This is a genomic window from Acinetobacter sp. SwsAc4 (genome assembly GCF_013391535.1).
In the GTDB taxonomy this organism is placed as follows: Bacteria; Pseudomonadota; Gammaproteobacteria; order Pseudomonadales; family Moraxellaceae; genus Acinetobacter.
In genome coordinates, this window is sequence record NZ_JACAXC010000013.1 from 1 (window position 1) to 23,682 (window position 23,682).

The 23,682-nt window shown below is 39.9% G+C and carries 20 protein-coding genes, 1 rRNA gene and 1 pseudogene; 14 read left to right on the plus strand and 8 right to left on the minus strand.

Annotated features, from left to right (window positions below):
• Positions 1 to 268: 268 nt before the first annotated feature.
• The 3 genes from rrf to cysK all read left to right on the plus strand — a co-directional run bounded on the left by rrf (position 269) and on the right by cysK (position 1,784).
• Positions 269 to 383, plus strand: a 5S ribosomal RNA gene (gene rrf, locus HYG88_RS08065).
• Positions 384 to 408: 25 nt separating this feature from the next.
• Entirely contained in the window at positions 409 to 660 is a 252-nt protein-coding gene (locus HYG88_RS15175; RefSeq protein WP_218647861.1) for a hypothetical protein, read from the plus strand.
• Between the two features lie 122 nt (positions 661 to 782).
• On the plus strand, positions 783 to 1,784 hold the full coding sequence (gene cysK / locus HYG88_RS08070) for a cysteine synthase A (RefSeq protein ID WP_178882878.1): 1,002 nt from the start codon (positions 783 to 785) through the stop codon (positions 1,782 to 1,784).
• 61 nt (positions 1,785 to 1,845) lie between these two features.
• Here the strand turns inward: cysK and HYG88_RS08075 are convergent, their stop codons facing one another.
• A complete protein-coding gene (locus HYG88_RS08075; protein ID WP_256731560.1) occupies positions 1,846 to 2,325 on the minus strand; it encodes a lytic transglycosylase domain-containing protein in 480 nt (159 codons plus the stop codon).
• Between the two features lie 517 nt (positions 2,326 to 2,842).
• Here HYG88_RS08075 and HYG88_RS08080 point away from each other — a divergent pair.
• From HYG88_RS08080 to HYG88_RS08090, 3 genes are all read left to right on the plus strand, one after another.
• The gene (locus HYG88_RS08080; protein WP_178882879.1) at positions 2,843 to 4,045 is read left to right on the plus strand and encodes an MFS transporter; all 1,203 of its coding nucleotides are present in this window, start codon (positions 2,843 to 2,845) and stop codon (positions 4,043 to 4,045) included.
• A 155-nt stretch (positions 4,046 to 4,200) separates the two neighbouring features.
• Positions 4,201 to 6,582 carry a YgiQ family radical SAM protein gene (locus tag HYG88_RS08085; protein ID WP_178882880.1) on the plus strand — a complete coding sequence of 794 codons (2,382 nt, stop codon included), beginning with the start codon at positions 4,201 to 4,203 and terminating at the stop codon, positions 6,580 to 6,582.
• 304 nt (positions 6,583 to 6,886) lie between these two features.
• Positions 6,887 to 7,420, plus strand: coding sequence for a DUF2726 domain-containing protein (locus HYG88_RS08090; RefSeq protein WP_005218803.1), 534 nt, complete (start codon positions 6,887 to 6,889; stop codon positions 7,418 to 7,420).
• Between the two features lie 4 nt (positions 7,421 to 7,424).
• Here the strand turns inward: HYG88_RS08090 and HYG88_RS08095 are convergent, their stop codons facing one another.
• The 5 genes and pseudogenes from HYG88_RS08095 to mdtD all read right to left on the minus strand — a co-directional run bounded on the left by HYG88_RS08095 (position 7,425) and on the right by mdtD (position 11,926).
• Positions 7,425 to 7,778, minus strand: a complete 354-nt coding sequence (locus HYG88_RS08095; RefSeq protein ID WP_178882881.1) for a RidA family protein — start codon at positions 7,776 to 7,778, stop codon at positions 7,425 to 7,427.
• Positions 7,779 to 7,899: 121 nt separating this feature from the next.
• A pseudogene (locus tag HYG88_RS08100) lies at positions 7,900 to 8,256 on the minus strand (response regulator); the annotation flags it as partial.
• A gap of 296 nt (positions 8,257 to 8,552) precedes the next feature.
• Positions 8,553 to 9,608, minus strand: coding sequence for a DNA polymerase IV (gene dinB, locus HYG88_RS08105; protein WP_178882893.1), 1,056 nt, complete (start codon positions 9,606 to 9,608; stop codon positions 8,553 to 8,555).
• 1 nt (position 9,609) lies between these two features.
• Entirely contained in the window at positions 9,610 to 10,371 is a 762-nt protein-coding gene (locus HYG88_RS08110) for a GH25 family lysozyme (protein ID WP_087536514.1), read from the minus strand.
• Between the two features lie 157 nt (positions 10,372 to 10,528).
• Positions 10,529 to 11,926, minus strand: a complete 1,398-nt coding sequence (mdtD, locus tag HYG88_RS08115; RefSeq protein WP_178882882.1) for a multidrug transporter subunit MdtD — start codon at positions 11,924 to 11,926, stop codon at positions 10,529 to 10,531.
• Between the two features lie 163 nt (positions 11,927 to 12,089).
• Here mdtD and HYG88_RS08120 point away from each other — a divergent pair, with 163 nt between their 5' ends.
• Positions 12,090 to 13,934, plus strand: coding sequence for a choice-of-anchor I family protein (locus tag HYG88_RS08120; RefSeq protein ID WP_178882883.1), 1,845 nt, complete (start codon positions 12,090 to 12,092; stop codon positions 13,932 to 13,934).
• A 53-nt stretch (positions 13,935 to 13,987) separates the two neighbouring features.
• Here HYG88_RS08120 and HYG88_RS08125 read toward each other — a convergent pair whose 3' ends face one another.
• Positions 13,988 to 14,614, minus strand: coding sequence for a TIGR00730 family Rossman fold protein (locus tag HYG88_RS08125; protein ID WP_087536517.1), 627 nt, complete (start codon positions 14,612 to 14,614; stop codon positions 13,988 to 13,990).
• A 326-nt stretch (positions 14,615 to 14,940) separates the two neighbouring features.
• On the opposite strand from HYG88_RS08125, the gene HYG88_RS08130 reads away from it, so the two are divergent.
• From HYG88_RS08130 to HYG88_RS08150, 5 genes are all read left to right on the plus strand, one after another.
• Positions 14,941 to 16,524 carry a TerC family protein gene (locus tag HYG88_RS08130; protein WP_178882884.1) on the plus strand — a complete coding sequence of 528 codons (1,584 nt, stop codon included), beginning with the start codon at positions 14,941 to 14,943 and terminating at the stop codon, positions 16,522 to 16,524.
• 84 nt (positions 16,525 to 16,608) lie between these two features.
• The gene (locus HYG88_RS08135) at positions 16,609 to 17,091 is read left to right on the plus strand and encodes a YchJ family protein (protein ID WP_005163214.1); all 483 of its coding nucleotides are present in this window, start codon (positions 16,609 to 16,611) and stop codon (positions 17,089 to 17,091) included.
• Between the two features lie 52 nt (positions 17,092 to 17,143).
• Positions 17,144 to 17,788 carry a trimeric intracellular cation channel family protein gene (locus HYG88_RS08140; protein WP_004659470.1) on the plus strand — a complete coding sequence of 215 codons (645 nt, stop codon included), beginning with the start codon at positions 17,144 to 17,146 and terminating at the stop codon, positions 17,786 to 17,788.
• 108 nt (positions 17,789 to 17,896) lie between these two features.
• Positions 17,897 to 20,116 carry a DNA topoisomerase IV subunit A gene (gene parC, locus HYG88_RS08145; RefSeq protein ID WP_178882885.1) on the plus strand — a complete coding sequence of 740 codons (2,220 nt, stop codon included), beginning with the start codon at positions 17,897 to 17,899 and terminating at the stop codon, positions 20,114 to 20,116.
• 156 nt (positions 20,117 to 20,272) lie between these two features.
• Positions 20,273 to 21,952: an AMP-binding protein gene (locus tag HYG88_RS08150; protein ID WP_178882886.1), complete on the plus strand. Its 1,680-nt coding sequence runs from the start codon at positions 20,273 to 20,275 to the stop codon at positions 21,950 to 21,952.
• 84 nt (positions 21,953 to 22,036) lie between these two features.
• Here HYG88_RS08150 and HYG88_RS08155 read toward each other — a convergent pair whose 3' ends face one another.
• Positions 22,037 to 22,429: a hypothetical protein gene (locus HYG88_RS08155; protein WP_087545108.1), complete on the minus strand. Its 393-nt coding sequence runs from the start codon at positions 22,427 to 22,429 to the stop codon at positions 22,037 to 22,039.
• Between the two features lie 151 nt (positions 22,430 to 22,580).
• Between HYG88_RS08155 and HYG88_RS08160 the strand changes: the two genes are divergently transcribed.
• Positions 22,581 to 22,979, plus strand: a complete 399-nt coding sequence (locus HYG88_RS08160) for an MAPEG family protein (protein WP_178882887.1) — start codon at positions 22,581 to 22,583, stop codon at positions 22,977 to 22,979.
• Between the two features lie 116 nt (positions 22,980 to 23,095).
• Positions 23,096 to 23,623: an inorganic diphosphatase gene (gene ppa / locus HYG88_RS08165; protein WP_046737873.1), complete on the plus strand. Its 528-nt coding sequence runs from the start codon at positions 23,096 to 23,098 to the stop codon at positions 23,621 to 23,623.
• Positions 23,624 to 23,682 lie beyond the last annotated feature (59 nt).

Sequence of the window (23,682 nt, forward strand, 5' to 3'; positions counted from 1 at the left end):
TTGATAGGTTGGGTGTGGAAGCACGGTGACGTGTGAAGCTGACCAATACTAATTGCTCGTGAGGCTTGACTATACAACACCCAAACAGTTGTTGTATTCAAGATAAATTCAATACACAATTTGATTTAGTGTGAAAACTAGTTAAAATGCTGAACACAAAGTTAGACTCAATATCTAATCCGTTAATAACTCTTTGGTTCGTAAGTAAGGCAGACATGAAGTGAAAGAACAACATGATCAATAAGACCCCAAAACACCACAACAGTTTGCTGGCGACAATAGCAAGAGTGAACCACCTGATCCCTTCCCGAACTCAGAAGTGAAACCTCTTAGCGCTGATGGTAGTGTGGCACTTGCCATGTGAGAGTAAGTCATCGCCAGCTTTTAAATCTAAACACCCCTAACCTAATGGTTAGGGGTGTTTTTTATGTTACATTTATTTTAATTAAGAAAAATCAGAATGCGAAAAATCTAAAATACTCTGATCGTTGGGGAATTTATCATAACGGTGTGGAGGTTACTCCAGTTGAAGGTTTTACTTTACCTATTTCTTCAGATATAAAATTAGCATTAGGATTAACAGCAGATTGGAATGAGATAGAGATATTTTATGAAACGTCCGATGACTATGTGTTTTTCTCATGGTTTACGGGTGCATAATCGGCGAAGAAAACTATGAATATGGGAAAAACTTTTCATAAATCTTAATGTTTTCTACTTTCCTCTTAGATTCACAAGCCTATAATGCTTAAGAATCATTCCAAATCTAATAAGGAAATAACATGTCGACCGATCAGCAATTTCCAACGCCTGCCAACCTAGGTATCGCTGTTTATGCAAACAATGCCGAAGCCATTGGTAATACACCTTTAGTTCGTATCAATCGCTTGATTAAATCAGATGCTACAGTATTGGCAAAAGTGGAAAGCCGTAATCCCGCATTTTCAGTAAAATGCCGTATAGGCGCAGCGTTGATTGCGGATGCGGAAAAACGTGGTGTACTTAAAACGGGTATGCATATTGTTGAACCGACTAGCGGTAATACAGGTATTGCTTTAGCGTTTGTTGCAGCGGCAAAAGGTTATCCTATTACTTTAACTATGCCAGCAAGTATGAGCTTAGAGCGTAGAAAAGTATTAAAAGCTTTAGGGGCGAATTTGGTTTTGACCGAGCCTGCTAAGGGCATGAAAGGTGCGGTTGATGAAGCTGTTCGTTTAGCCACTGAAAATCCTGAGCTTTATTTCCTACCACAACAGTTTGAAAACCCAGCCAACCCTCAAATTCATGTTGATACGACTGGTCCTGAAATTTGGCAGGCAACCAATGGACAAGTGGATATCTTAGTTGCGGGTGTTGGTACTGGTGGAACAATTACAGGAATTTCACGTTATTTTGAGCAAGTTCAAAATCAGCCAATTTATTCTGTTGCAGTCGAACCTGCTGAGTCTCCAATTATTACCCAAACTAAAAATGGTGAAAGCATTACACCAGCACCGCATAAAATTCAAGGGATTGGTGCGAATTTTATTCCTAAAAACTTAGACCTAAACTTGGTCGATGAAGTGTTGCCAGTGAATAGTGCGGATGCGATTGAGTGGGCAAGAAAATGTGCAATGCAAGAAGGAATTTTAGTGGGTATTTCAAGCGGTGCAGCATTGGCGGCGGCGGCACAAATTGCTGAACGCCCTGAAAATGTAGGCAAAACGATTGTTGTAATTTTACCTGATAGTGGTGAGCGTTATTTGTCTTCGGTGTTATTTGAAGGTTTGTTTGACGAAGCATAATTTCATTATTCAGCGAATAAAAACCATGCCTAAGAGCATGGTTTCTTATTTACGCTTTATTTTATAGGGCTTTTTTTAAGATTTTTTCATGACGTTTTACTGAACGAGCATACTTTTTACCTTTATGGCGTGTCCAAAAACTCCGTTCATAACCTGATGGCCCAACATTATAATACGCTACGGCTTTTGACCAACTGCCTGCAGATTTATAATAGGTCGATAGGATATATGCACCGCAATTAATATTAGTATTTTCATCATAAAGATTGCCAGGACAAGACTGGCGCCAATGAGTCGAAACTATTTGAGTTAAACCGATCGCACCTGTAGGGGAGCGTGCTGAACTATTATAATTTGATTCTTGGCGAATGAGCGCAGCGAGTAAAGTGGGTGATACATCATAACGCTCTGCATTTTGCACGATCATTGAGGATAAGCGATTTGCTGTATTTGGAGAAACAGAATAGGCATTTTGTAGTCCAGATGACAACTGAGTAGAGCGATTGGCGAATGATCCAGTTAAACTACTGCAAGCTGTCATATTGATTGCAATCACAATCAAACTTATTTGAATAATCAGGCTTTTTAATTTTTTTATAGATCGTTGTTGATCATGGTGAATGGAGATGAATTGCAAAATAATAAACCGTTAGCGTTAAGTTAAATGGATGGTATTAACCACGAATAAATGAGTCAATAACAGTTACTTTATGATCATGTGAATATCTCTTTATCAATAGAAAAAGCCCCGACATCCTGTCGAGGCTTTTTCATATTTGGTTTCTTGCCGTTAACTCCTGTCAACGACCACATCCTGTGTTTCTTGTTGTTCTGAATGAGACATCCTATCTCTTTATGACTAATATCATAGATAATTAAACTTTAGTCGTATATTCGCTAATTACCCCAACTCGTGTACGTTTTAGCCTACAAAATATAGGGTCATTTTGCAGAAAACTATATGCAATGCCCAACTTTTCAGGTTTTTTTAAAGGCAGCCATTACAGGGAGTCTAAAAAAGACTAAAATCAAATCAGACCTGTAGAAAAAGCTGATTTATGTCGGACATTGTCAAAACCCATATTGAATATGGTTCAAAATCATTTACCGCGATTTTATGGTCATTGTTCTTTGCAGGGTTTGCCTCTTTCTCATCCCTGTACTGTGTGCAGCCGATGATGCCGATTTTTGCAAAGTTCTTTCAGGTCAGCCCGACACATAGTAGTTTTCCATTATCCTTTTCCACCATTGCCCTCGCGATTGGCCTGCTGTTTACAGGCTTTATTTCTGATCGTTTCGGGCGCAAACCGATTATGGTGTTTGCCTTGTTCCTTGTTTCGGTTTTATTGCTGGTCAGTGCGTCTTTTCCAATCTGGGAAATTTTCTTAACAACTCGTATTTTTATAGGCTTGGCGGTGAGTGGTGTTGCCGCAGTTGCCATGACTTACATTGGAGAGGAGATTGCACAGAAAGATATTGGTTTGGCGATGGGGCTGTATATCTCTGGCACAGCGATTGGCGGCATGGGTGGACGTTTAATTGCAGGGGTATTGGTTGACTTTATTTCTTGGCAATCTGCAACCTATATCATTGGTTTTCTAAATTTTATTATTGCTTGTCTATTTTATTTATTGTTGCCCAAATCACAGCATTTCAAGCCATTTCCATTCCGATTTTCACGTTTTAAAGCCGCGTTTGAGCAAAATTTAAAAGACTCGAAACTACGAATTTTATTTGCCCAAGGCTTTATTTTAATGGGCTGCCTAGTCACAGTTTTTAACTATATCAGTTACCACTTATTAGAAGCACCATTTCACTTATCACAAACATGGATTGGTGTGATTTCGATTGCTTATCTAGCAGGCATTTATAGTTCGCCTAAAGCAGCACAATGGGGCTTTAAATATGGGCGTGATAATGTTCTGCCGATGATGTTAATGATGATGATGATTGGCTTGTGGTTTACACTCATTCCATCATTATGGTCAATTTTGATCGGTTTGATTATCTTCGCTTTTTCATTTTTTGCAGCGCATTCGACCGCAAGTAGTTGGGTTTCAGTACAAGCAGTTCAATATCGTGCATTGGCATCCTCGCTGTATTTATTCTGCTATTACATTGGTTCAAGTTTGCTCGGCAGCTTCGGTGGATTGGTTTGGGAGCAGTTTGGCTGGATTGGAATTAATTTGAGTGTGAGTGTGGTTTTGGTGATTGGGTTAGTATCCGCTTTATATCTTGGTAAATTACAGCGTTCAGCCTAAATTTTTAAATTCGAATAAACTTTGTACAAATAATTTGTTATCTCCTTGTTCTTGAATGCTTTATAAACAGGGAAAATGAATTGAATTCATGTTAAAATGATCGGCTTTCATCTTTAGATGTCTCTCCTCCATCTGCTAGCCGAGATTCACAAGCCATGTCTACTGCCTATACTATGCAGACCGCGCCAAAAGCGTTGTTTGATTACGACAAATATTGGGCGTCGTGTTTTGAACCCGCACCATTTTTGCCGATGTCACGAGAAGAAATGGATCAACTCGGCTGGGATGCTTGTGACTTTATTTTGGTTTGTGGTGATGCCTATATTGACCATCCATCTTTTGTATCAGGTGTGATTGGGCGTGTACTTGAAGCACAAGGCTTCCGTGTCGGAATAATTGCACAACCAGATTGGACCAACGCAGAGAGCTTCCGTGTTCTAGGCAAGCCAACCATTGCATGGGGTGTGACCGCAGGGAATATGGATTCAATGATCAACCGTTATACGGCAGATCGTAAAATTCGTTCCGATGATGCCTATTCGCCAAACAATGAAGCAAATAAGCGTCCAGACCGTGCAGCAACAGTTTACTGTCAGCGTTGCCGTGAGGCTTTTCCTGACGTTCCTGTCTTGCTTGGTGGTATTGAAGGCAGCTTGCGTCGTATTGCACATTATGATTATTGGTCTGACAAAGTTCGCCGCTCTATTTTGATGGACTCAAAAGCTGATCTATTGATGTATGGTAATGGCGAGCGTGCGATTATCGATGTGATGCATCGTTTAGCCAAAGGTGAGAAAATCCACGAAATTACAGATGTTCGTGGTACAGCATTTATTATTAATAAGCATAATAAAGCATCTAAAGCCAAATTCGTTGAAATCGCAAGTAATGATGTGGATACGATTGGTCGTGTAGACCCAATTATCAATCCTTATGTCATGACTGAAGATATTGATGGCTGTGAAGTTGAAAAAGAAAAAGGCAACTCACTCGCACAATATCAAAATTTCCAAAAAGAAATTGTGACCAATCCAATCGTGCGTGAAGGCGATCAGCTCGATCCAGATACACAGATTGTGCAGTTAAAGCCTGCGCCATCAAAAGCGATTAAACATAAGTTACCGCCACGTGAATTGGCCGTGATTCGTTTACCGTCTTTTGAAGCCGTTGCTGATGATCATGTGTTATATGCCCATGCCAACCGTATCTTGCATCTGGAAACCAATCCGGGTAATGCACGTGCCTTAGTGCAGCGTCATGGTGAGCGGGACGTCTGGATCAACCCACCACCAATTCCTCTGACCACTGAGGAAATGGACTATGTGTTTGATTTACCCTATGCACGTTTACCGCATCCTTCCTATGGAAATGCACGTTTCCCAGCCTTTGATATGATCAAATTCTCGGTCAATATCATGCGTGGTTGTTTTGGCGGATGTACCTTCTGTTCAATTACTGAACATGAGGGGCGTATTATTCAAAACCGTTCTGAAGATTCGATTTTGCGTGAAATCGAAAAAATTCGTGATACGGCACCTCAATTTACAGGCATTATTTCAGACTTAGGTGGTCCAACTGCAAACATGTATCGTTTGCACTGTAACGACCCTGAAATTGAAAAAAATTGTCGTAAGCCATCTTGTGTTTATCCAGGGGTTTGTCAAAACTTACACACTGATCATGCACCATTGGTTCAGCTTTATCGTAAAGCACGTGAAATCAAAGGTGTTAAGAAGATTTTGATCGGTTCAGGTCTTCGTTATGATCTCGCGGTATTAAATCCTGAATATGTGAAAGAATTGGTACAGCATCATGTCGGTGGCTATTTAAAAATTGCACCTGAGCATACTGAACAAGGTCCATTGTCGAAGATGATGAAACCGGGAATCGGGACGTATGACCGCTTTAAACAAATGTTTGAGCGTTTCAGTAAGGAAGCAGGTAAGGAACAATATCTCATTCCATACTTCATTGCAGCGCATCCAGGTACCACTGATTATGACATGATGAACTTGGCGATTTGGTTGAAGAAAAATGGTTTCCGTGCTGATCAGGTACAAACCTTCTATCCATCGCCAATGGCAACTGCAACTACTATGTATTATTCAGGCAAGAATCCATTGTCTAAAGTGGCGCGTTATACTGAAAATGTCGATATTGTGAAAGGTGAAAAGCGTCGCCGTCTGCATAAAGCATTCTTGCGTTATCATGATCCAAATAACTGGCCTTTGTTACGTGAAGCACTGAAAGAGATGGGGCGTTCGGATTTAATTGGTAATTCGAAGCAGCATCTGATCCCAACCTATCAGCCACAAGGTACGGCTGAAGGTGAATATAAATCTGCACGTAAAAAGAACTCAACTGTTGCAGGTGATTCAGCGAAGCGTGGTCAAGCGCAATCTCAGCCACAATCAGGTCAGAAACGTCCACAAAAAGGGCAGATCTTAACGCAACATACAGGTTTACCGCCACGTGAAACAGGTGACAAAAAACCATCCTCAGGAAAATCAAAACCTAAAGTGAAACCAAAGCGTTAAATCTATAAAAAAAGGCATCAGTCATGATGCCTTCTTTTTTATACATAAATGGTAGGGTAGTCACAATCTGGTTATAAAAGTACAATTTATCGAAACATATACTGACAATATCCGCTTGAATATTTGCCTACTGATGATTATAAATATAGATGCAGGATGCTTTTACGACTTTGGTCGACGAGTGAAACACGATTAAAAAAATTTAAGTTACACTGCTAAAATGACTTTAACTATCGTTGTTACTGATTAAAAAAATGGCTCAAAGCCAAAATGATTATAAAAAATCTAAAGGGATTCGTTAGAAATGTATTATTTCATAACAATAGTTGGATTGCTGTTGATTACAGCACTTGTGTTTCGACGTCTACATCCTAATCGGCGTCAAGATAGTCCATTAAAACGCCGTGGTATTCTCAATATTTCTGAGCAAATTACCTTGATGCGTTTACAAGCTGTATTACCTCGTCATACGATTTTGGCGCATGTTTCTTTTGATGCGCTATTAACGACAAAATTTGCACATACGCGTCGTAAGTATCAAGGTTTAGTTGCTGATTTTGTCGTACTTGATCAGCAACATCAAGTGCTTGCAATTATTGAGATTGCAGACGAGTCATATGTGAATCGGCTGCATCAAAAGCATTATCAAGACAGCTTATTAGAATTAGCGGGTTATCGAGTATTGCGCTATAGCAGTATTCCAACGGAGCAAGAGTTACGTGAGAACTTAGTTCCTGATCTATTTGAACCGATCATGCCTGTTTCAATCACAGCAACCACAATGCCGCAAACGGAACGAGTTATGAAATATAATGTTCTAGCAGCAAAATCATCTTAATTGATTATGGACGTACTGCTGTCACGGTCATTTCAACCAAAACATCTGGCGTATACAGTTTAGACTCTACGCAGGTACGTGCTGGGGGATGACCTTCAGCAATCCATGCATCCCAAACCGCATTCATTGCTGCATAATCTTGTTCAATGTCTTTTAGAAAAATAAGTACAGATAAAATATGCGTTTTGTCTGTACCTGCTTCTGCGAGTAAACGATCGATATTATCTAAAGTTTGTTGTGTCTGTGCAGTAACATCGACACTGGTATCATCTGCCAGTTGACCTGCCAAATGAACTAGATTTCCTGAAATTGCGACTTCGCAATAACGTGAAGTGACATGCAGTCTTTGCACAGACATAATGGTAACCTAATGAAAAAAACATAGGCTGATTGTACTGCATGGCCCCTAACTACAGTGTAATTTTGTATAAATCAGGCAGCAAAGCTTTCCATGCGAACCAGCCTGCGTTGCTGGAAAAATAAAAGGCTTTAATCCTTGCCACAATTTCACGTGCACTAAAAGGCTTGGTACAATAATCATCAGCACTGATTTCTAAACCGACAACCCGATCAATTTCATCATCGCGAGCTGTTAAAAATAATAAAGGTGTTTGATATTTTTGACGCAGTTGTTTGCAGACTTCAAAACCATTGAGATCAGGTAAACCTACATCTAAAATAATAAAATCAAAAGTCTGTTGAGAGAGTAATTCGAGTGCTTGCGTTCCTGTATTTGCCCAACTGACACTCCATCATTCACGTTCAAGCGCATAACGTAGTGGCAACACAATTGCGGCTTCGTCTTCAATACAGAGAATTTGTTTTTGATTCATAATGATCAGTAATCAATATTTTCTAATTTTATGATATTAGTTTAACTGAACTCTGGATCGAGAGAGCTAATGTTGAGAGTTTTTATAAAAGATAAATAAGAAAAGGACACCTGAAGTGCCCTGTAATATTCGGATTTGATCGTCACGCTAACCACAGGAGCAAATGCTAAAAGCGAGGATTTCTTTAGCAAGGGCAAGCAACAAGGATAATGTTACCGCGCCGCCTAGAGTACTGAAAACCGCATAAAAAGCAAACATAAATTTTAGTTTGGGATATGCTTTTGTGTAAAAAAACGCCACTACCACAAAGAAAGTTGAGATTCTTGTTGCATGGGCTGTAATTGATAGACGCCAACACCGACTAAGCGGAATTGAAAAGTCGGGTCAATATGCATTTCATTCAGCAGTTGAAAGATGACTTGTGCTAAGTCTTGTTCAGATTGTAGCGCTTGTTTGAAGCTTTTACTGTGTTGTAAAACCTGAAAATTTTTAAGTTTAAGTTTTACATTGACTCCCCGAGCAGTTAATTGTTTTTTATTTAGACTACGCCACACTTGCGCAGCTAGGGGCTGCCAAGTGTGATGACATTGTTCAAGTGTATAATCATCATCAAAAGTGATCTCTTTTGATATTTGTTGGCGCTCCCGTTCTGCTTTTACAGGACGATGGTCAATCCCTTGAGCATATAAATACAGTTGTTTTCCGTATTTGCCAAAATGATGAATAAGTATATTTTCTTCTATTTTTTGTAGGTCACCGAGCGTGTGTAAATTCAGTTGACTTAATTTTTCTTGAGTGACTTTACCGACCCCTGGAATTTTATTGAGAGCTAAATCCTGAATAAAATTGAGTACCTGATGGGGTTTTATCACAAATAAACCATTAGGTTTGTTCCAATCAGAGGCGATCTTTGCCAAAAATTTATTGGGAGCTACCCCAGCGGACGCAGTGAGTCCTGTTACTGCAAAAATATCAGCACGAATGTGTGCAGCGACCTCAGTCGCACTAGGAATATTCTTTAAGTTTTCAGTGACATCCAAATAAGCTTCATCTAAAGATAAGGGTTCAATCAGAGGAGTGTATTGTTGGAAAATTTGATGAATTTGAGCTGAGACTTCACGATATTTTTCAAAATTAGGCTCAATCACGATAACCTGTGGGCAGAGTTTTTTGGCTTGCCCCATCGACATCGCCGAGCGCAGACCAAAGACACGAGCGGGGTAGGATGCTGCAGCAATTACAGCACGAGGGTGGTGTGATGAAATCACCACAGGCAAGTTTTTGAGATCAGGGCGCTCTCTGAGTTCAACCGATGCATAAAAGGCATCCATATCAATATGGATGATTTTGCGCAGTTCACTTGGCATCTACGATGCCTTGTTGTTTTAAAAAGATTCGCCACTGTTTTGGCGATTCTGCATAGACATTTAGATCAACAGGTTTTGGAATACCCTCTATCTTTCCACTTTGGCTATGTTGCCAAAAGAGCCATTTTCGGCCATCTTTTAATTCAGGTTTACCCTCATAATCCCTCACCCATAATGGGGTATTGCTAAAATTACCCATCAAAACAATGTGGTAAAAAGTCTTGGAAATATAAAAAATAGGTTGTTTGCCATAATGTTTATGGAGTTGATCATTCATGATCTGAATTTCTTTGAGTAACTGCTCTTTGGTATAGGTATTAATGCAATTACTGTCATATTCAAGATCAATCACAGGTGGTAAGGCATCTGCTTTCTTTGGCACAGTAGCGATAAAATTTTCAGCCTGAACGGTGCCATCACGGCAGAGACGGTAGAAATGATACGCACCGACATGTAAACCTCTTTCACGTGCTTTGAGCCAATTCTGCTGAAAATTTTGATCTTTGAAATCGCCACCTTCGGTGGCTTTGAGATACACGAATTGGTATTGCATCGGAGAGATCTTTTTCCAGTTAATCTCACCTTGATGATGCGATACATCAAATCCACGGATTGAATAATCTTGTGCTACGGCTTTTTGTTGATAGAACAATCCAAAATAACTGACGATACCGAGCATCACTGTTAAAGCAATACTAGTCAGTGCTGGATAATGCTGAGAGAGTGGATACTTCGGTATTTTCTTTGCCATAATGAGATTTTGTACTATGCAATATCGAGTTGAGTGCTAGATTTACAGTATTGATCATGCAGAGATTGTACTCGGTTTAGCTTTTAGATTGATCATCTGATGACTCAATTGTTCCACAAATTTACATGATGTATTGAGAGTAATCCTAGATATTGTCTTATGGAGACTCGTCGGTGGTCTCTTTCGGAATTTGCCAAAAGATGATTGCAGTAATGATGTTAATACAACCCAGTGTAATTAATGTGGCATGGAAAGCACTGCTCATTGATGTCGTTGAAAAGTGCTGACTGAATAGATTAATCAGTGTGCCTGCCATTGCGACCCCAATACTCATAGACAGCATCATAATCATTGATAAGAAACTATTACCGCTGCTGGCATCGTGTTGTGGCAAGTCCTTGAGAGTGAGCGTATTCATGCCTACAAACTGTAGCGAATTTAATGTACCAAAAATAAACAAGTGTAAGACTTTCAACCACAGTGGAGTCACTGCTGTCATGAATGAGAAGCTCGCAATACATAATCCGACCAAGATGGTATTGGTGAGTAGAAAACGACGATATCCTACACGTTGAATTAATGGACGAATAATTGGTTTCGAAAATAATGAACCCAAGACCAATGGAATCATCATTAATCCTGTAATGAAAGGTTCAAAGCCAAAGGCAACTTGTAACATCAAAGGTAAAATAAAAGGAATAGCATTGCTGCCCAAACGTGCGAAGAAATTACCTAATACACCGATCGAGAAGATTTTGTAACGGAATAGACGCCCATGAAATAATGCATTTTGATGGGTATGCGCATGATAGGCATAGCTAACTGTGGCAATTATACCAATCAACAATAAGCTGATACTCACAAGATTTGAATATTGTGAGGAGGCCATATTTTCAATGCCTAAGGATAAACCGACCATTGCGACCATCAATAAGATAAAACCGCTGAAATCGAAAGTTTTCACCGTCGGCTCTTTTTGATTGGGCATGATCTTAAATGTCATGATCATACCGAGAATACCCATCGGAAGATTAATCAAAAAAATCCAATGCCATGTGGCGACTTCAACTAACCAACCGCCTAATGTAGGTCCCATCAGTGGACCGATTAGCCCTGCCAAACTCATGAGACTCATGGCTGAAAGAAATTGGGAGCGTGGAATTAGCTTTAATAAAGCCAAACGGCCTACAGGCATCAGTAAGGCGCCACCGATACCTTGAATCACACGGAAAAACAACAGTTGTTCTAGGTTTTGCGATAAGCCACATCCCAATGAGGCCAAGCTGAAAATCACCATAGAGCTGAGATAAATATTACGAATCCCAAAACGATCGGCTAACCAACCACTCAAGGGAATACAGGCTGCAACAGATAATACATAGGCGACAATCACACTATGCATTTGTAATGGATTTTCATTCAGTTGAATCGCCATGGTTGGTATTGCAGTATTCACGATGGTGGTGTCTAAGGCTTGCATAAAAAAGCCAATCGAAACCAATATGACCAACCATCGAAATTCGGGCTGTACAGCTTGGTGTGTTGTCGTGGTCATGAGTTCTGACACATAAGAAATCGGTTCTAGTTTAATGCAACCCTATTGGAAATAAAGACGAAAATTGTCAAAGAGTGGTCATGGAACTGACATTAAAGTGTCATCGAACTTGCATCTCAAATCACTAAATTAACCATACAAAATAAGGGTATGGAATTTGATGATGAAATTTAAGATTTCAGTTTTATTGACAGCATTGTTGTCTGTCGGGTTGGTTGCCTGTAATGAAAATGATAATGCTACGAACTCACCAGAGGTTGTAGAAGCAACGCCTGAAACAATGAAGTTAAGTTTGTTAGGGCGTTATGAAACCAAGGTGTTTGTTAAAAGTGCAGCTGAGATTCCTGCGTATGATGCGGCAAGTAAACGCTTATTTGTAGTCAATGCACAAAAAGGTTTAGTCGATGTTTTAGATGCATCTAAACCAGCACAGCCTGTACACATTGCAGAGCTTTCAGCACGAACGTATTTAGCAAATTCTGAAGTAAATAGTGTTGCTGTGAAAAATGGCATTGTTGCGATTGCAGTACAAGCTGAGAATAAAACGGATGCAGGAATGGTGGTGTTTTTTAATGCCAAAGATCTCAGTTTTATTAGCAAAGTGAGTGTGGGTGCTTTACCTGATATGCTGACTTTTAGTCCAGATGCTAAAACGGTTTTAGTCGCAAATGAAGCAGAACCGAATGATGATTACTCGGTTGATCCTGAAGGTTCGATCAGCATTATTGATATCAGCAATATTCAACAACCTAAAGCCAGTGTGGCAGGTTTTAGTGCATGGAATAATCAAAAGTCAGATTTATTTGCCAAAGGAGTACGTATCTTTGGTCCAAATGCCAGCGTTGCTCAAGATTTAGAACCTGAATATATAACCATTTCAGCAGATAGCAAAACCGCTTGGGTCACGTTACAAGAAAATAATGCAATTGCGAGAATAGATATCGCACAACAGAAAGTCACCGATATTTATCCATTAGGCTATAAAGACCATAGTTTGGTTGAGAATGCTTTAGATGTGAGTGATCGGGATTGTGATCCAAAAACAGATTGTAATGGTGATGGTGTTATTGATACCAAAGATAAAGATAAGGGAATTATCAATATCAAACCTTGGGAAGGTTTAGTGGGGATGTATCAACCAGATTCGATTGCGAACTATCAGGTGAATGGCCAAACTTATTTGGTGACTGCTAATGAAGGGGATTCACGAGCTTGGTTAAAAGATGCTGAGGCATATTTTGGTGGTGATACCAGTAAGGGCTTTGTAGAAGAAATTCGCATTAAAGACCTGTTTAAGAGTAGTGGTTTTACCAATAAAGTCAAAGATGAGTATCCAGCGCATTTACAGAAAATCGCTGTAGGCGTAAAAGGTGCACGATTAAATGCATCAACTTTTGGTTATTGTGGCGCAACGGCAACAGATGCAAAAGGCTGTCGTGAAGATGGTCAATTAGGTCGTTTAAAAGTGACGTGGACCAAAGGATACCAAGTGAATCAAGACGGTTCACCAAAACTGGATGCAGATGGTTATCTGGTTTATGACAAACTCTATGCCTATGGTGCGCGTTCATTTAGTATCTGGAATACCCAAGGTCAACTTGTTTGGGATTCGGGCAGCGAATTTGAAAAGAAAATAGCAGAGTTATTCCCTAAATACTTTAATAGTGATCATGAAGAAGTCACTTTTGATAAGCGAAGTGCTGCCAAAGGCCCAGAACCAGAAGGTATTACTGTGGGGACAATCGGGAAGAAAACCTTTGCTTTTATTGGCTTGGAACGTATGAGTGGCATCATGGCGTATGACATCACCACACCGAATAAACCTAAGTTTATTGAATATTTTACTACCCGTAACTTTGTAGAAACAGATATTGCGCAGCAGGGTGATTTAGGACCTGAGGGGTTGATTTTTGTCTCTGCAAAAGACTCCCCAAATGGCAAGCCATTACTCGTGGTTGGTAATGAAGTCAGTGGTTCAACGGCTGTTTACCAAGTTAATCTTCAATAAACTCTGAGCATAAAAAAACGGATCAATTTGATCCGTTTTTTATGCTGAGTATTTTAAACCTCGATACGTGTAGGACTATTCAAATTTTTAATTACATTGGTAATTTGTTCAAGCGAATCACAAATAATCACTTTGGCACGATGTTGAGGAGGTAAAAATCCTTCTTCAACAGCATGATCTAGTTGAGCAATCAAGGCATCATAAAAACGATTAACATTATAAATAATCATCGGTTTTTGGTGCTGATTGAGTTGGCCCCAAGTCGCTATTTCTAAAATCTCTTCAAAAGTACCCAAACCACCAGGTAAAGCAATAAAAGCACTGGCACGTTCTGCCATCAATGCTTTACGTTCATGCATGGTTTCAACAATATGAAGCTCTGTTAATTTATTGTGTGCAATTTCATAGTCCAACATAAACTCAGGAATTACACCGACTACTTCACCGCTATGTTCGAGTACAGTATCTGCAACTTGACCCATTAAGCCAATACTTGCCCCGCCATAGACAATTCCAAGACCTTGATTCGCGATGTGTTGAGCAAGTTCGATGGCTTTATCTCGATAAATGGGTTTGTTACCTGTACGAGAACCGCAATATAACGCAATCAGAGATTGGGTGGTTTTTCTGGGAGTAGAAGAAATGGTTTTTTTATCTGTCATTCTAAATACACTATTCATTCGGTTTATTTTCACCTTATCATTTTCATTATGCTTGTCTAGGTTAAATGACTTTTATGACAGTTTTATGCACACTTTACGTACAAAACAATATCATGAATTTTAGAAAAAATTTGAAAACAACAAGCACATAAAAAAGATGAATTTCACTGCAATCTTGCCTATACTGAAAATCCTTTTATTAATTTATGTACCTCTATGAGTAGTGGTTGTTGTCGCTCCGCTTTGTTCTTATTTCCTAAAAAAAATGTTTTGGCTATTTGTGCCGACCTTTTAAAATTTCAACTACATAACGATATTGCTGATTTTGCAGAGGAGTCACATCAATGATTTTTGAATGGATGTCTGATCCTGCTGCATGGGTTGGCTTAGCCACATTGGTGGTGCTTGAAATCGTACTAGGCATTGATAACCTAGTATTTATTGCAATCTTGGCAGAAAAACTACCACCAGAACAACGTAATGCTGCTCGTAGAGTTGGTTTGATTCTCGCCTTAATCATGCGTCTAGGATTGCTTGCTGCAATTGCATGGGTTGTGACTCTAACTGAACCACTGTTCCATATTTTTGACCATGCCTTTTCTGGTCGGGACCTGATTTTGCTGTTTGGTGGTGTGTTCTTACTCTTCAAAGGTACGATGGAGTTACATGAACGAATCGAGGGTCACCAAACACTGAAAGAAGAAAATCCTGTACATGCGACTTTTTGGATGGTGATTGTTCAGATTGTCGTTTTAGATGCCGTCTTTTCTTTAGACAGTGTGATTACTGCAGTTGGTATGGTGAAGCATCAAAGTGTCATGATGCTGGCAATGATTATTGCTGTTGGTATTATGCTTTGGGCATCCAAACCGCTGATGGATTTTGTGAATAAGCATCCAACGGTCGTGATTCTGTGTCTTGGCTTCCTGATGATGATCGGTTTCTCGTTAGTGGTTGAGGGCTTTGGTTTCCATATTCCAAAAGGTTACTTGTACGCTGCGATTGGTTTCTCTGTCTTAGTCGAAATCGTGAATCAGACCATGCGCCGTAATCAAGAGAAATTGGTGACGACGACTGATTTACGTTATCGCACAGCTTCTGCGGTATTACGCATGTTGGGCAGTAAAGGTAATGGTAGTGAAGGCCAAAATAAAGAAGCCGAAGATGTTTTAGCGACTCAAGCCTATGCCAAAGAAGTTTTTGACGAAGATAATGGCGTCTATCACAGCGTATTGGTACAGGGTGTTTTAGGCTTATCTGAACGTCCTGTGAAATCTGTGATGACACCACGTCCTGAATTAGAATGGTTAGATTTAGACGCTGATCCGGCAGAATTGAAAGAACGTTTAATGGCAATGACCCATTCGCGGTTGATTATTGCGCGTGGTGAGTTAGACAATATTGAAGGTGTTGTTTTAACGCATAAAGTGTTGAATGAATATATTGAAACAGGTGCAATTGATTTCAGTAAACACTTACGTGAGCCTGTGATTGTGCATGAAAATGCACAAGTATTAATGGTGATGGAGCAGTTACGTCAGGCTCCATTACAAATTGCCATCGTTTTAAATGAATACGGTTCTATCGAGGGAATTGCAACGCCGATAGATGTATTAGAGGCGATCGCAGGTGAGTTCCCTGATGAAGACGAATTGGAAGCCGTGGCTGCCAGTTTGGATGATGGTTCAATGTTATTAGAAGGTTCAACGGACATTCGCCATGTATCACTGTTATTAGGTAAGGATCTGGTTGATGAAAGTGAAGAATATTCAACTTTATCTGGTTATGTGTTATTCCATTTAGGTCGTTTACCTGAAAATGGGGAAATGGTTGAAGCTGATGGCTATCGCTTTGAAGTTGTTACAATGGATGGGCACAAAATTGAAAAAGTGCGTATTATTGCCAAAGAAAAGTTAGCCGATACATAATTAAGTTTGTTTTAAATAGCCTCTGAGTTTTACGATCGTGATTACGGTCGTTTTGCTCAAGGCTATTTTTATTTGAGTATTGAAATGACATTGACAGAGAATTGCCCATGTGGAAGTGGGCTATATGTAACATGTTGCCAACCTTTGCATTTGAAACAACAATTTGCTCAAAATGCAGAGCAATTAATGCGTTCGCGTTACAGTGCTTTTGCTTTACAACAGATTGATTATATTTTGGAAACTACTGCTTTGGGGCAGCAAGCCGCTTTGGATCGAGATGCGATTGCAGATTGGAGTCAATCCAATCAGTGGCTAAAATTAGAAGTCGTGCAGCACCAGCCAAAACTGGATAAAACCCATGCCTTGGTCGAGTTCAAAGCTCATTATTGTGATAAAAATCAGGGTGACAAACAGGCGCATATTCATCATGAAATTTCACATTTTGTTTTGCATCAGCAGCACTGGTATTTTCTTGATCCAACCTTGGATCTGCAAATCACCATGAAACAACCCTGTATTTGCGGTTCAGGGAAAAAATTTAAACAATGTTGTGCGCAATTCATCTAAGTTTGCCTTAAAATAGCGCACACTTTGATGCCTGATTTAGGGATGTCGGCAGATGTTACTCACCGTGATTTATATTATTGCTATTACTGCGGAAGCGATGACAGGGGCGTTATCAGCAGGACGACGTAGTATGGACTGGTTTGGGGTAACACTGATTGCTTGTGTGACTGCTTTAGGTGGTGGTTCAGTTCGAGATGTTTTACTAGGCCATTATCCTTTAACGTGGGTCAAACATCCTGAATATTTGGTTCTGACTTGTTGTGCAGCGTTTGTCACCATTATTATCGCCAAATGGATGAAACATTTACGTAGCGTGTTTCTATTGCTTGACGCTATGGGCTTAATTGGTTTCACGATTATTGGCTGTCAAATTGCATTATCGATGGGTCACGGTTTTGTAGTTTCTGCCGTGGCAGGTGTGTTAACGGGCGTTTCAGGCGGTATCCTACGAGATATTCTTTGTAATGATGTGCCTTTAGTGTTCCGCCGTGAGTTGTACGCCAGTATCTCATTTGTTGCAGTCATCTGCTATTGGGTGTGTTTGGAAATTGGTTTACCTCATGATTTGACTGTGATTTTTACTTTAGTATTTGGTTTTACCTTGCGTGTAATCGCAATTTATTTTGGTTTGGAAATGCCGAAATTTATTTATAAAGAAGATGATGCTGAGTCTGCTTCTTCAACAGATGAGCATTGATAAGACACCATTTGACGTTTAAACAACAACAAGGGCTTGTCACAAGGCATTCATCCACATAGCATACAAAACATTGACGATAACAATGATTTTGGATGACTTGCTGAAATGACGAGCCTTGCACATCATGCAACCGAAAACCGCTCCGTAGCCGAATTCACAGAACAAGCTTACTTAAATTATGCCATGTACGTGATTATGGATCGTGCATTGCCGCATATCAGTGATGGCCTGAAACCCGTACAGCGCCGTATTGTTTATGCAATGAGTGAGCTGGGCTTGAAGTCAACAGGCAAGCCGAAGAAGTCAGCCCGTACTGTTGGCGATGTATTGGGTAAATACCATCCACATGGTGACTCAGCCTGCTATGAGGCAATGGTGTTGATGGCACAGCCATTCAGCTACCGTTATCCATTGATTGAAGGTCAAGGCAACTGGGGTTCACCTGATGATCCGAAATCATTTGCTGCAATGCGTTATACCGAAGCCAAATTGTCTGCTTATAGTGAATTATTACTGAGTGAGCTTGGGCAAGGAACGAGTGAATGGCAAGATAACTTTGATGGTTCGATGAAAGAACCGATTACTTTGCCTGCAAGGATTCCCAATATCCTACTGAACGGTACTACGGGTATTGCGGTAGGGATGGCAACTGATATTCCACCACATAATTTACGTGAAGTCGTTAAAGGCACCATTGCGCTGATTCGTAACCCTGAAACCACTGATGAAAAATTAGCAGAATATATTCCAGCACCCGATTTACCGACCAAAGCTGAAATTATTACGCCACCAGAAGAATTACTGAAAATCCAAACTACAGGGCGTGGTAGCTATCGTGCGCGTGCAGTGTATACGGTCGAAAAAAATGAGATTGTGATTACTGAACTGCCTTATCAGGTCTCAGGCTCAAAGGTGATCACCCAAATCGCCGATCAGATGATTGCCAAGAAACTGCCATTGGTCAGTGATGTTCGGGATGAGTCAGATCATAAAAATCCAACACGCTTAGTCATTGTATTGCGTTCTAATCGTGTAGATGCTGAAACGGTGATGAGCCATTTATTTGCGACCACTGATTTAGAATCAAGCTATCGCGTTAATTTGAATATGATTGGTGCAGATGGTCGTCCTCAAGTCAAATCGATTCGCCGTATTTTGTTGGAATGGATTGAGATTCGTAAGCAAACCGTAACACGACGTCTACAATACCATTTAACTAAAATCGAAAAGCGTTTGCATATCTTGGCAGGCCTTTTAATTGCTTATTTAGATATTGATACCGTGATTCGGATTATTCGTGAAGAAGATCAACCAAAACCTGTTTTGATGCAGCACTTTGGGATTGATGATATTCAGGCTGAGGCAATTTTGGAGCTCAAGCTTCGTCATTTGGCTAAACTTGAAGAAATGGAAATCCGCCGTGAACAAGAAGAACTGGAAGCAAAAGCAGCGATTATTCGCGAGCAACTTGCAAATCCTGAATCATTGAAGAATTTAATTATTGGTGAGTTAAAAGAAGACGCGAAAAAGTTCGGTGATGATCGTCGTTCACCGATTGTGACACGTGCAGATGCGGTACAAATCAAAGAGCAAGATTTAATGCCTGCGGAAACAGTAACTGTGGTCTTGTCAGAAGCAGGCTGGGTGAGAGCCGCTAAAGGTGGTGACGTTGATGCAGCAAATCTAAATTTCCGTGCAGGTGATCAATATTTGAGTCATGCAGTTGGGAAAACCAATCAGAGAGTCTACTTTTTAGATGAAACAGGGCGGAGTTATGCGCTGCCGATTAGTAGTCTCCCTTCTGCACGTGGTTTAGGCGAGCCATTGAGCTCAAAGCTTGCACCAGCCAGCGGCGTGTCATTTATTCAAGTATTTGTTGATGAGGACAGTAATGAGTTACTTGCTGTCAGTTCAAACGGATATGGATTTAAAACGCAAGCGGCGCAGTTAGATACCAATGCGAAAGCAGGTAAAGCCTTTTTGACAGTTGCAGACAATGCAACCGCTTTACCTTTATTGCCAATTCAACAAGCCACACATGTTGCAATTCTCAGTTCATCAGGGCGCTTATTGATCATAGATTTGGCTGAATTACCTGTTCTGAATAAAGGTAAAGGTAACAAGTTGATACAACTTGATGAAAAAGAGCAAATTTTATCCATGACAACACTTAATTTAGATGAAATAATCCAAGTCGCTGCAGGACAACAACACCTAAAACTGAAAGGGGACGATCTCCAAAAATATATAGGAAAAAGAGCAACAAAGGGGCAACTTTTACCACGGGGATATCAAAAAGCAAATAGACTCCTCATTCAGAGATAAGGCTAGTATTCTGTGATAAAAATACGTTATATATGACAAGGTATTCATATTATTTGAATAGATTGACAGGGCAATTCCAAAAGTTAAAAAAAAGTTTTGTCATGGAAAGTAACGTCGTTACATTTTTAAGGATTACTACTCGGAGATAATGGCATTATGGAAAAGATTTGGTTTGCAGAATACCAAAAGACAGGAATCCCAGAAACAGTTGCGCTGCCTGCTGAAAACACCTCACTTGTTGATATTTTTGAACGCAATTTCCAAAAATTTGGTTCACGTGATGCCTTTATCTTCATGGATAAAGTTTTAACGTATAATGAATTAGAAGTCGCCAGCCGTAAATTTGCCACCTACCTGCAAGGTCTGGGCTTGAAAAAAGGATCGCGCGTTGCGGTGATGATGCCGAACGTATTCCAGTATCCAGTAGTTGCTCTAGGTGTATTCCGTGCAGGTTTAGTATTGGTCAATGTAAACCCACTTTATACTTCACGTGAGCTTGAGCATCAGTTAAATGACTCTGGGGCAGAAGCTCTTGTAATCATCGAAAACTTTGCTAGTGTTTATCAAAGCATTATTGGTAAAACACCAGTGAAGCATGTTGTGGTTGCTTCTGTCGGTGACATGCTCGGTACACTGAAAGGTACGATTGTAAACTTCGTTTTACGTAAAGTACGTAAGCAAATTCCAGCATGGAATATTCCTGGCCACGTTAAATTTAATGCAGCGTTAGGTAAAGCAAATCCAAGCAATTATAAACGCCCAAGTTTGACCTTAAGCGATACTGCTGTACTGCAATATACAGGTGGTACGACAGGTGTTTCTAAAGGTGCTGAGTTAACACACCGTAACTTGGTTTCTAACCTATTACAATGTGATGGTATTTTCTCAAGTAAATTTGGCACAGGTGACGGTTCTAAAGATGATCGTATCGTGTGTGCGTTACCGCTTTATCACATCTTTGCATTCATGGTGTGCGCGCTTTACGGTATGTATAAAGGTCAAGCGAATATCTTGATTCCGAACCCACGTGACCTACCAGCAGTCGTTGGCGAATTACGTAAATACCAACCTTCTTTCTTCCCAGCAGTAAACACCTTGTTTAATGCCTTAGTGAACAACGAAGAATTCAAACAGCTTGACCATAGCAAATTGAAGATGGCAATGGGTGGTGGTATGGCTGTATTACCATCTACGGCTGCTGCTTGGCAGAAAGTAACAGGTACGATCATTATCGAAGGTTATGGTTTATCTGAAACATCGCCAGTGGCGACTGCAAACCCGCCTGCAACAACAGAGTTTAGTGGTACGATTGGTATCCCATTACCATTGACTGAAGTTGCTTTACTTGATGATGATGGTAATGAAGTGGCATTTGGTGAGCAGGGTGAAATTTCGATTCGTGGCCCACAGGTAATGAAAGGCTACTGGAATCGTCCTGATGAAACTGAGAAAGTCATGACCAAAGACGGTTTCTTCCGTACGGGTGATGTTGGTGTCATGGATTCACGCGGTTATTTCAAAATTGTAGACCGTAAAAAAGATATGATCTTGGTTTCAGGCTTTAACGTTTACCCGAGTGAAATTGAAGAAGTGATTGCGAAGCATCCAAAAGTATTGGAAGTTGCTGCGATTGGTGTGCCAGATGAAAAATCAGGTGAAGTGCCTAAATTATTCATCGTGAAAAAAGATCCTTCATTAACAACTGAAGAAATTATTGCTTATGCAAAACAAAACTTAACAGGCTATAAATGCCCACGTTATGTTGAGTTTATGGATGATCTACCAAAATCGAACGTAGGTAAGATCTTACGTAAAGATTTACGTAAACCAGCTTAAGAATCCCACTTAGCCTCCGTTTAAAATAAGGGAGCTATTGGAAATAAAAAAACGCCACAATTGTGGCGTTTTTTTTATTTGGGCTTATTGAGTATTATTTGATTTCATCAACCAACGATCAATATAAGGCCGTCCAATACCGACAATGCCGACAAATACAAGCATGGTCGCAAGTTGAAAACGTAACCGAATTGGGTCAATTCCATTAAAGCTGAAGTAATTGTCCGCAAAAACGTAGAGAACAACTATCGTTAGCCAATGCCAAAGTGTGAGCCTTTTAATTCCAACCGCATAAAATGCAAGTGTGAGAATCGCGAAAGTCCCCAAAGTTGATTGCCAATTGAGGTTTGCACAAATCACGCTGAGTAGAAATGCGATGATGGGCAACACTACTTTGAGAACGCGGTCAACTAAAAGCTGATGCTGTCGTTGTTGAGCAAGAACATCAAACAATTTGTTTTGATCTTGAGCTGGCATAACATGACCTTGAGATTGAATCAAAGAAAACTACTTTTAAAACTAGCAGAATATATAAAAGCAGTGCTTGCTGAACAAGCACAAATGAAAGTTTGATAAATTATAAGTTATGATAGCATGATCACAAGAACTTCAAATGATGGATATTAGCATGCAAGGTATTAGCGGCATTATATTGATTCTTATCGTTGCGTGTTTATTGCCATATGTTTTTACCTTAATTGCAAAAGCAAAAGGTGGCTTCCAAGCAAAGGATAATCAGAATCCGCGTGATTTTTTGGCGAAAACGACAGGTCTAGCTGCAAGAGCCAATGCAGTACAACAGAATAGTTTTGAAAGTTTACCCTTATTTATCGCTGCAATTTTAATGGCTGAATATATGGTTGTGCCTGAGAAATTTATTCTGAGCTTAGGCTGGGCGTATATTGTATTTCGCATTATTTATGGCATCTGTTATTTAGCGAATCTAGCTACTTTACGTTCGATTATTTGGTTTTTTTCAATATTTTGTCCAATTTTACTGTTTGTGATTACGATTAAACTGACCTAAATCGATGTTGAGTATAAAATTCATTAACGCTCAGCATATCTAGCATCATTTTTATGGTATTCACGCTATAATCTGTCGGATTTACATCTAAGTTCACAAGATAAACGAGTGTTGATATGAGTTATAGCAATATTCCTGCGGGTAAAGACGCACCAAATGACATCTATGTCATCATTGAGATTCCTGCAAATGCAGCGCCAATCAAATACGAAATCGATAAAGATTCTGATGCGTTATTTGTAGACCGTTTTATGGGTACAGCAATGTTCTACCCAGCTAACTATGGTTATGTACCAAATACATTATCTGAAGATGGCGACCCATTAGACGTACTTGTTGTAACTCCACATCCTGTTGCTGCGGGTTCAGTCATCCGTTGCCGCCCAGTGGGTAAATTAAAAATGGAAGATGATGGTGGTATCGATGCGAAACTCATCGCAGTTCCACATGAGAAGTTATCTCCTCTCTATAAAGATGTGAAAGAATATACAGATCTTCCACCTTTATTGATTAGCCAAGTTGAGCACTTCTTTGCTCACTATAAAGATTTAGAGCCAGGTAAATGGGTAAAAATCAGCGGGTGGGAAGGTGCTGACGTTGCAAAAGCTGAAGTATTGAAAGCAATCGAAGCTGCTAAGAAGTAATTTTCTGAGTAGATTCAGCTAGATTTTATGATTTAAAGTCTAGCTGATAAAGAAACCTC

What these genes read in the sequence shown, in the direction of transcription:
- HYG88_RS08135 (WP_005163214.1), top strand. Translation starts at nt 16,609, where the DNA reads ATGACATTGACAGAGAATTGCCCATGTGGAAGTGGGCTATATGTAACA.
- HYG88_RS08160 (WP_178882887.1), top strand. Translation starts at nt 22,581, where the DNA reads ATGCAAGGTATTAGCGGCATTATATTGATTCTTATCGTTGCGTGTTTA.
- HYG88_RS08095 (WP_178882881.1), bottom strand. Translation starts at nt 7,778, where the DNA reads ATGTCTGTGCAAAGACTGCATGTCACTTCACGTTATTGCGAAGTCGCA.
- mdtD (WP_178882882.1), bottom strand. Translation starts at nt 11,926, where the DNA reads ATGACCACGACAACACACCAAGCTGTACAGCCCGAATTTCGATGGTTG.
- HYG88_RS08080 (WP_178882879.1), top strand. Translation starts at nt 2,843, where the DNA reads ATGTCGGACATTGTCAAAACCCATATTGAATATGGTTCAAAATCATTT.
- HYG88_RS08140 (WP_004659470.1), top strand. Translation starts at nt 17,144, where the DNA reads ATGTTACTCACCGTGATTTATATTATTGCTATTACTGCGGAAGCGATG.
- HYG88_RS08150 (WP_178882886.1), top strand. Translation starts at nt 20,273, where the DNA reads ATGGAAAAGATTTGGTTTGCAGAATACCAAAAGACAGGAATCCCAGAA.
- HYG88_RS08130 (WP_178882884.1), top strand. Translation starts at nt 14,941, where the DNA reads ATGATTTTTGAATGGATGTCTGATCCTGCTGCATGGGTTGGCTTAGCC.
- HYG88_RS08075 (WP_256731560.1), bottom strand. Translation starts at nt 2,325, where the DNA reads ATGACAGCTTGCAGTAGTTTAACTGGATCATTCGCCAATCGCTCTACT.
- HYG88_RS08110 (WP_087536514.1), bottom strand. Translation starts at nt 10,371, where the DNA reads ATGGCAAAGAAAATACCGAAGTATCCACTCTCTCAGCATTATCCAGCA.
- HYG88_RS08090 (WP_005218803.1), top strand. Translation starts at nt 6,887, where the DNA reads ATGTATTATTTCATAACAATAGTTGGATTGCTGTTGATTACAGCACTT.
- HYG88_RS08085 (WP_178882880.1), top strand. Translation starts at nt 4,201, where the DNA reads ATGTCTACTGCCTATACTATGCAGACCGCGCCAAAAGCGTTGTTTGAT.
- cysK (WP_178882878.1), top strand. Translation starts at nt 783, where the DNA reads ATGTCGACCGATCAGCAATTTCCAACGCCTGCCAACCTAGGTATCGCT.
- ppa (WP_046737873.1), top strand. Translation starts at nt 23,096, where the DNA reads ATGAGTTATAGCAATATTCCTGCGGGTAAAGACGCACCAAATGACATC.
- HYG88_RS08120 (WP_178882883.1), top strand. Translation starts at nt 12,090, where the DNA reads ATGAAATTTAAGATTTCAGTTTTATTGACAGCATTGTTGTCTGTCGGG.
- HYG88_RS08125 (WP_087536517.1), bottom strand. Translation starts at nt 14,614, where the DNA reads ATGAATAGTGTATTTAGAATGACAGATAAAAAAACCATTTCTTCTACT.
- HYG88_RS15175 (WP_218647861.1), top strand. Translation starts at nt 409, where the DNA reads ATGGTTAGGGGTGTTTTTTATGTTACATTTATTTTAATTAAGAAAAAT.
- HYG88_RS08155 (WP_087545108.1), bottom strand. Translation starts at nt 22,429, where the DNA reads ATGCCAGCTCAAGATCAAAACAAATTGTTTGATGTTCTTGCTCAACAA.
- parC (WP_178882885.1), top strand. Translation starts at nt 17,897, where the DNA reads ATGACGAGCCTTGCACATCATGCAACCGAAAACCGCTCCGTAGCCGAA.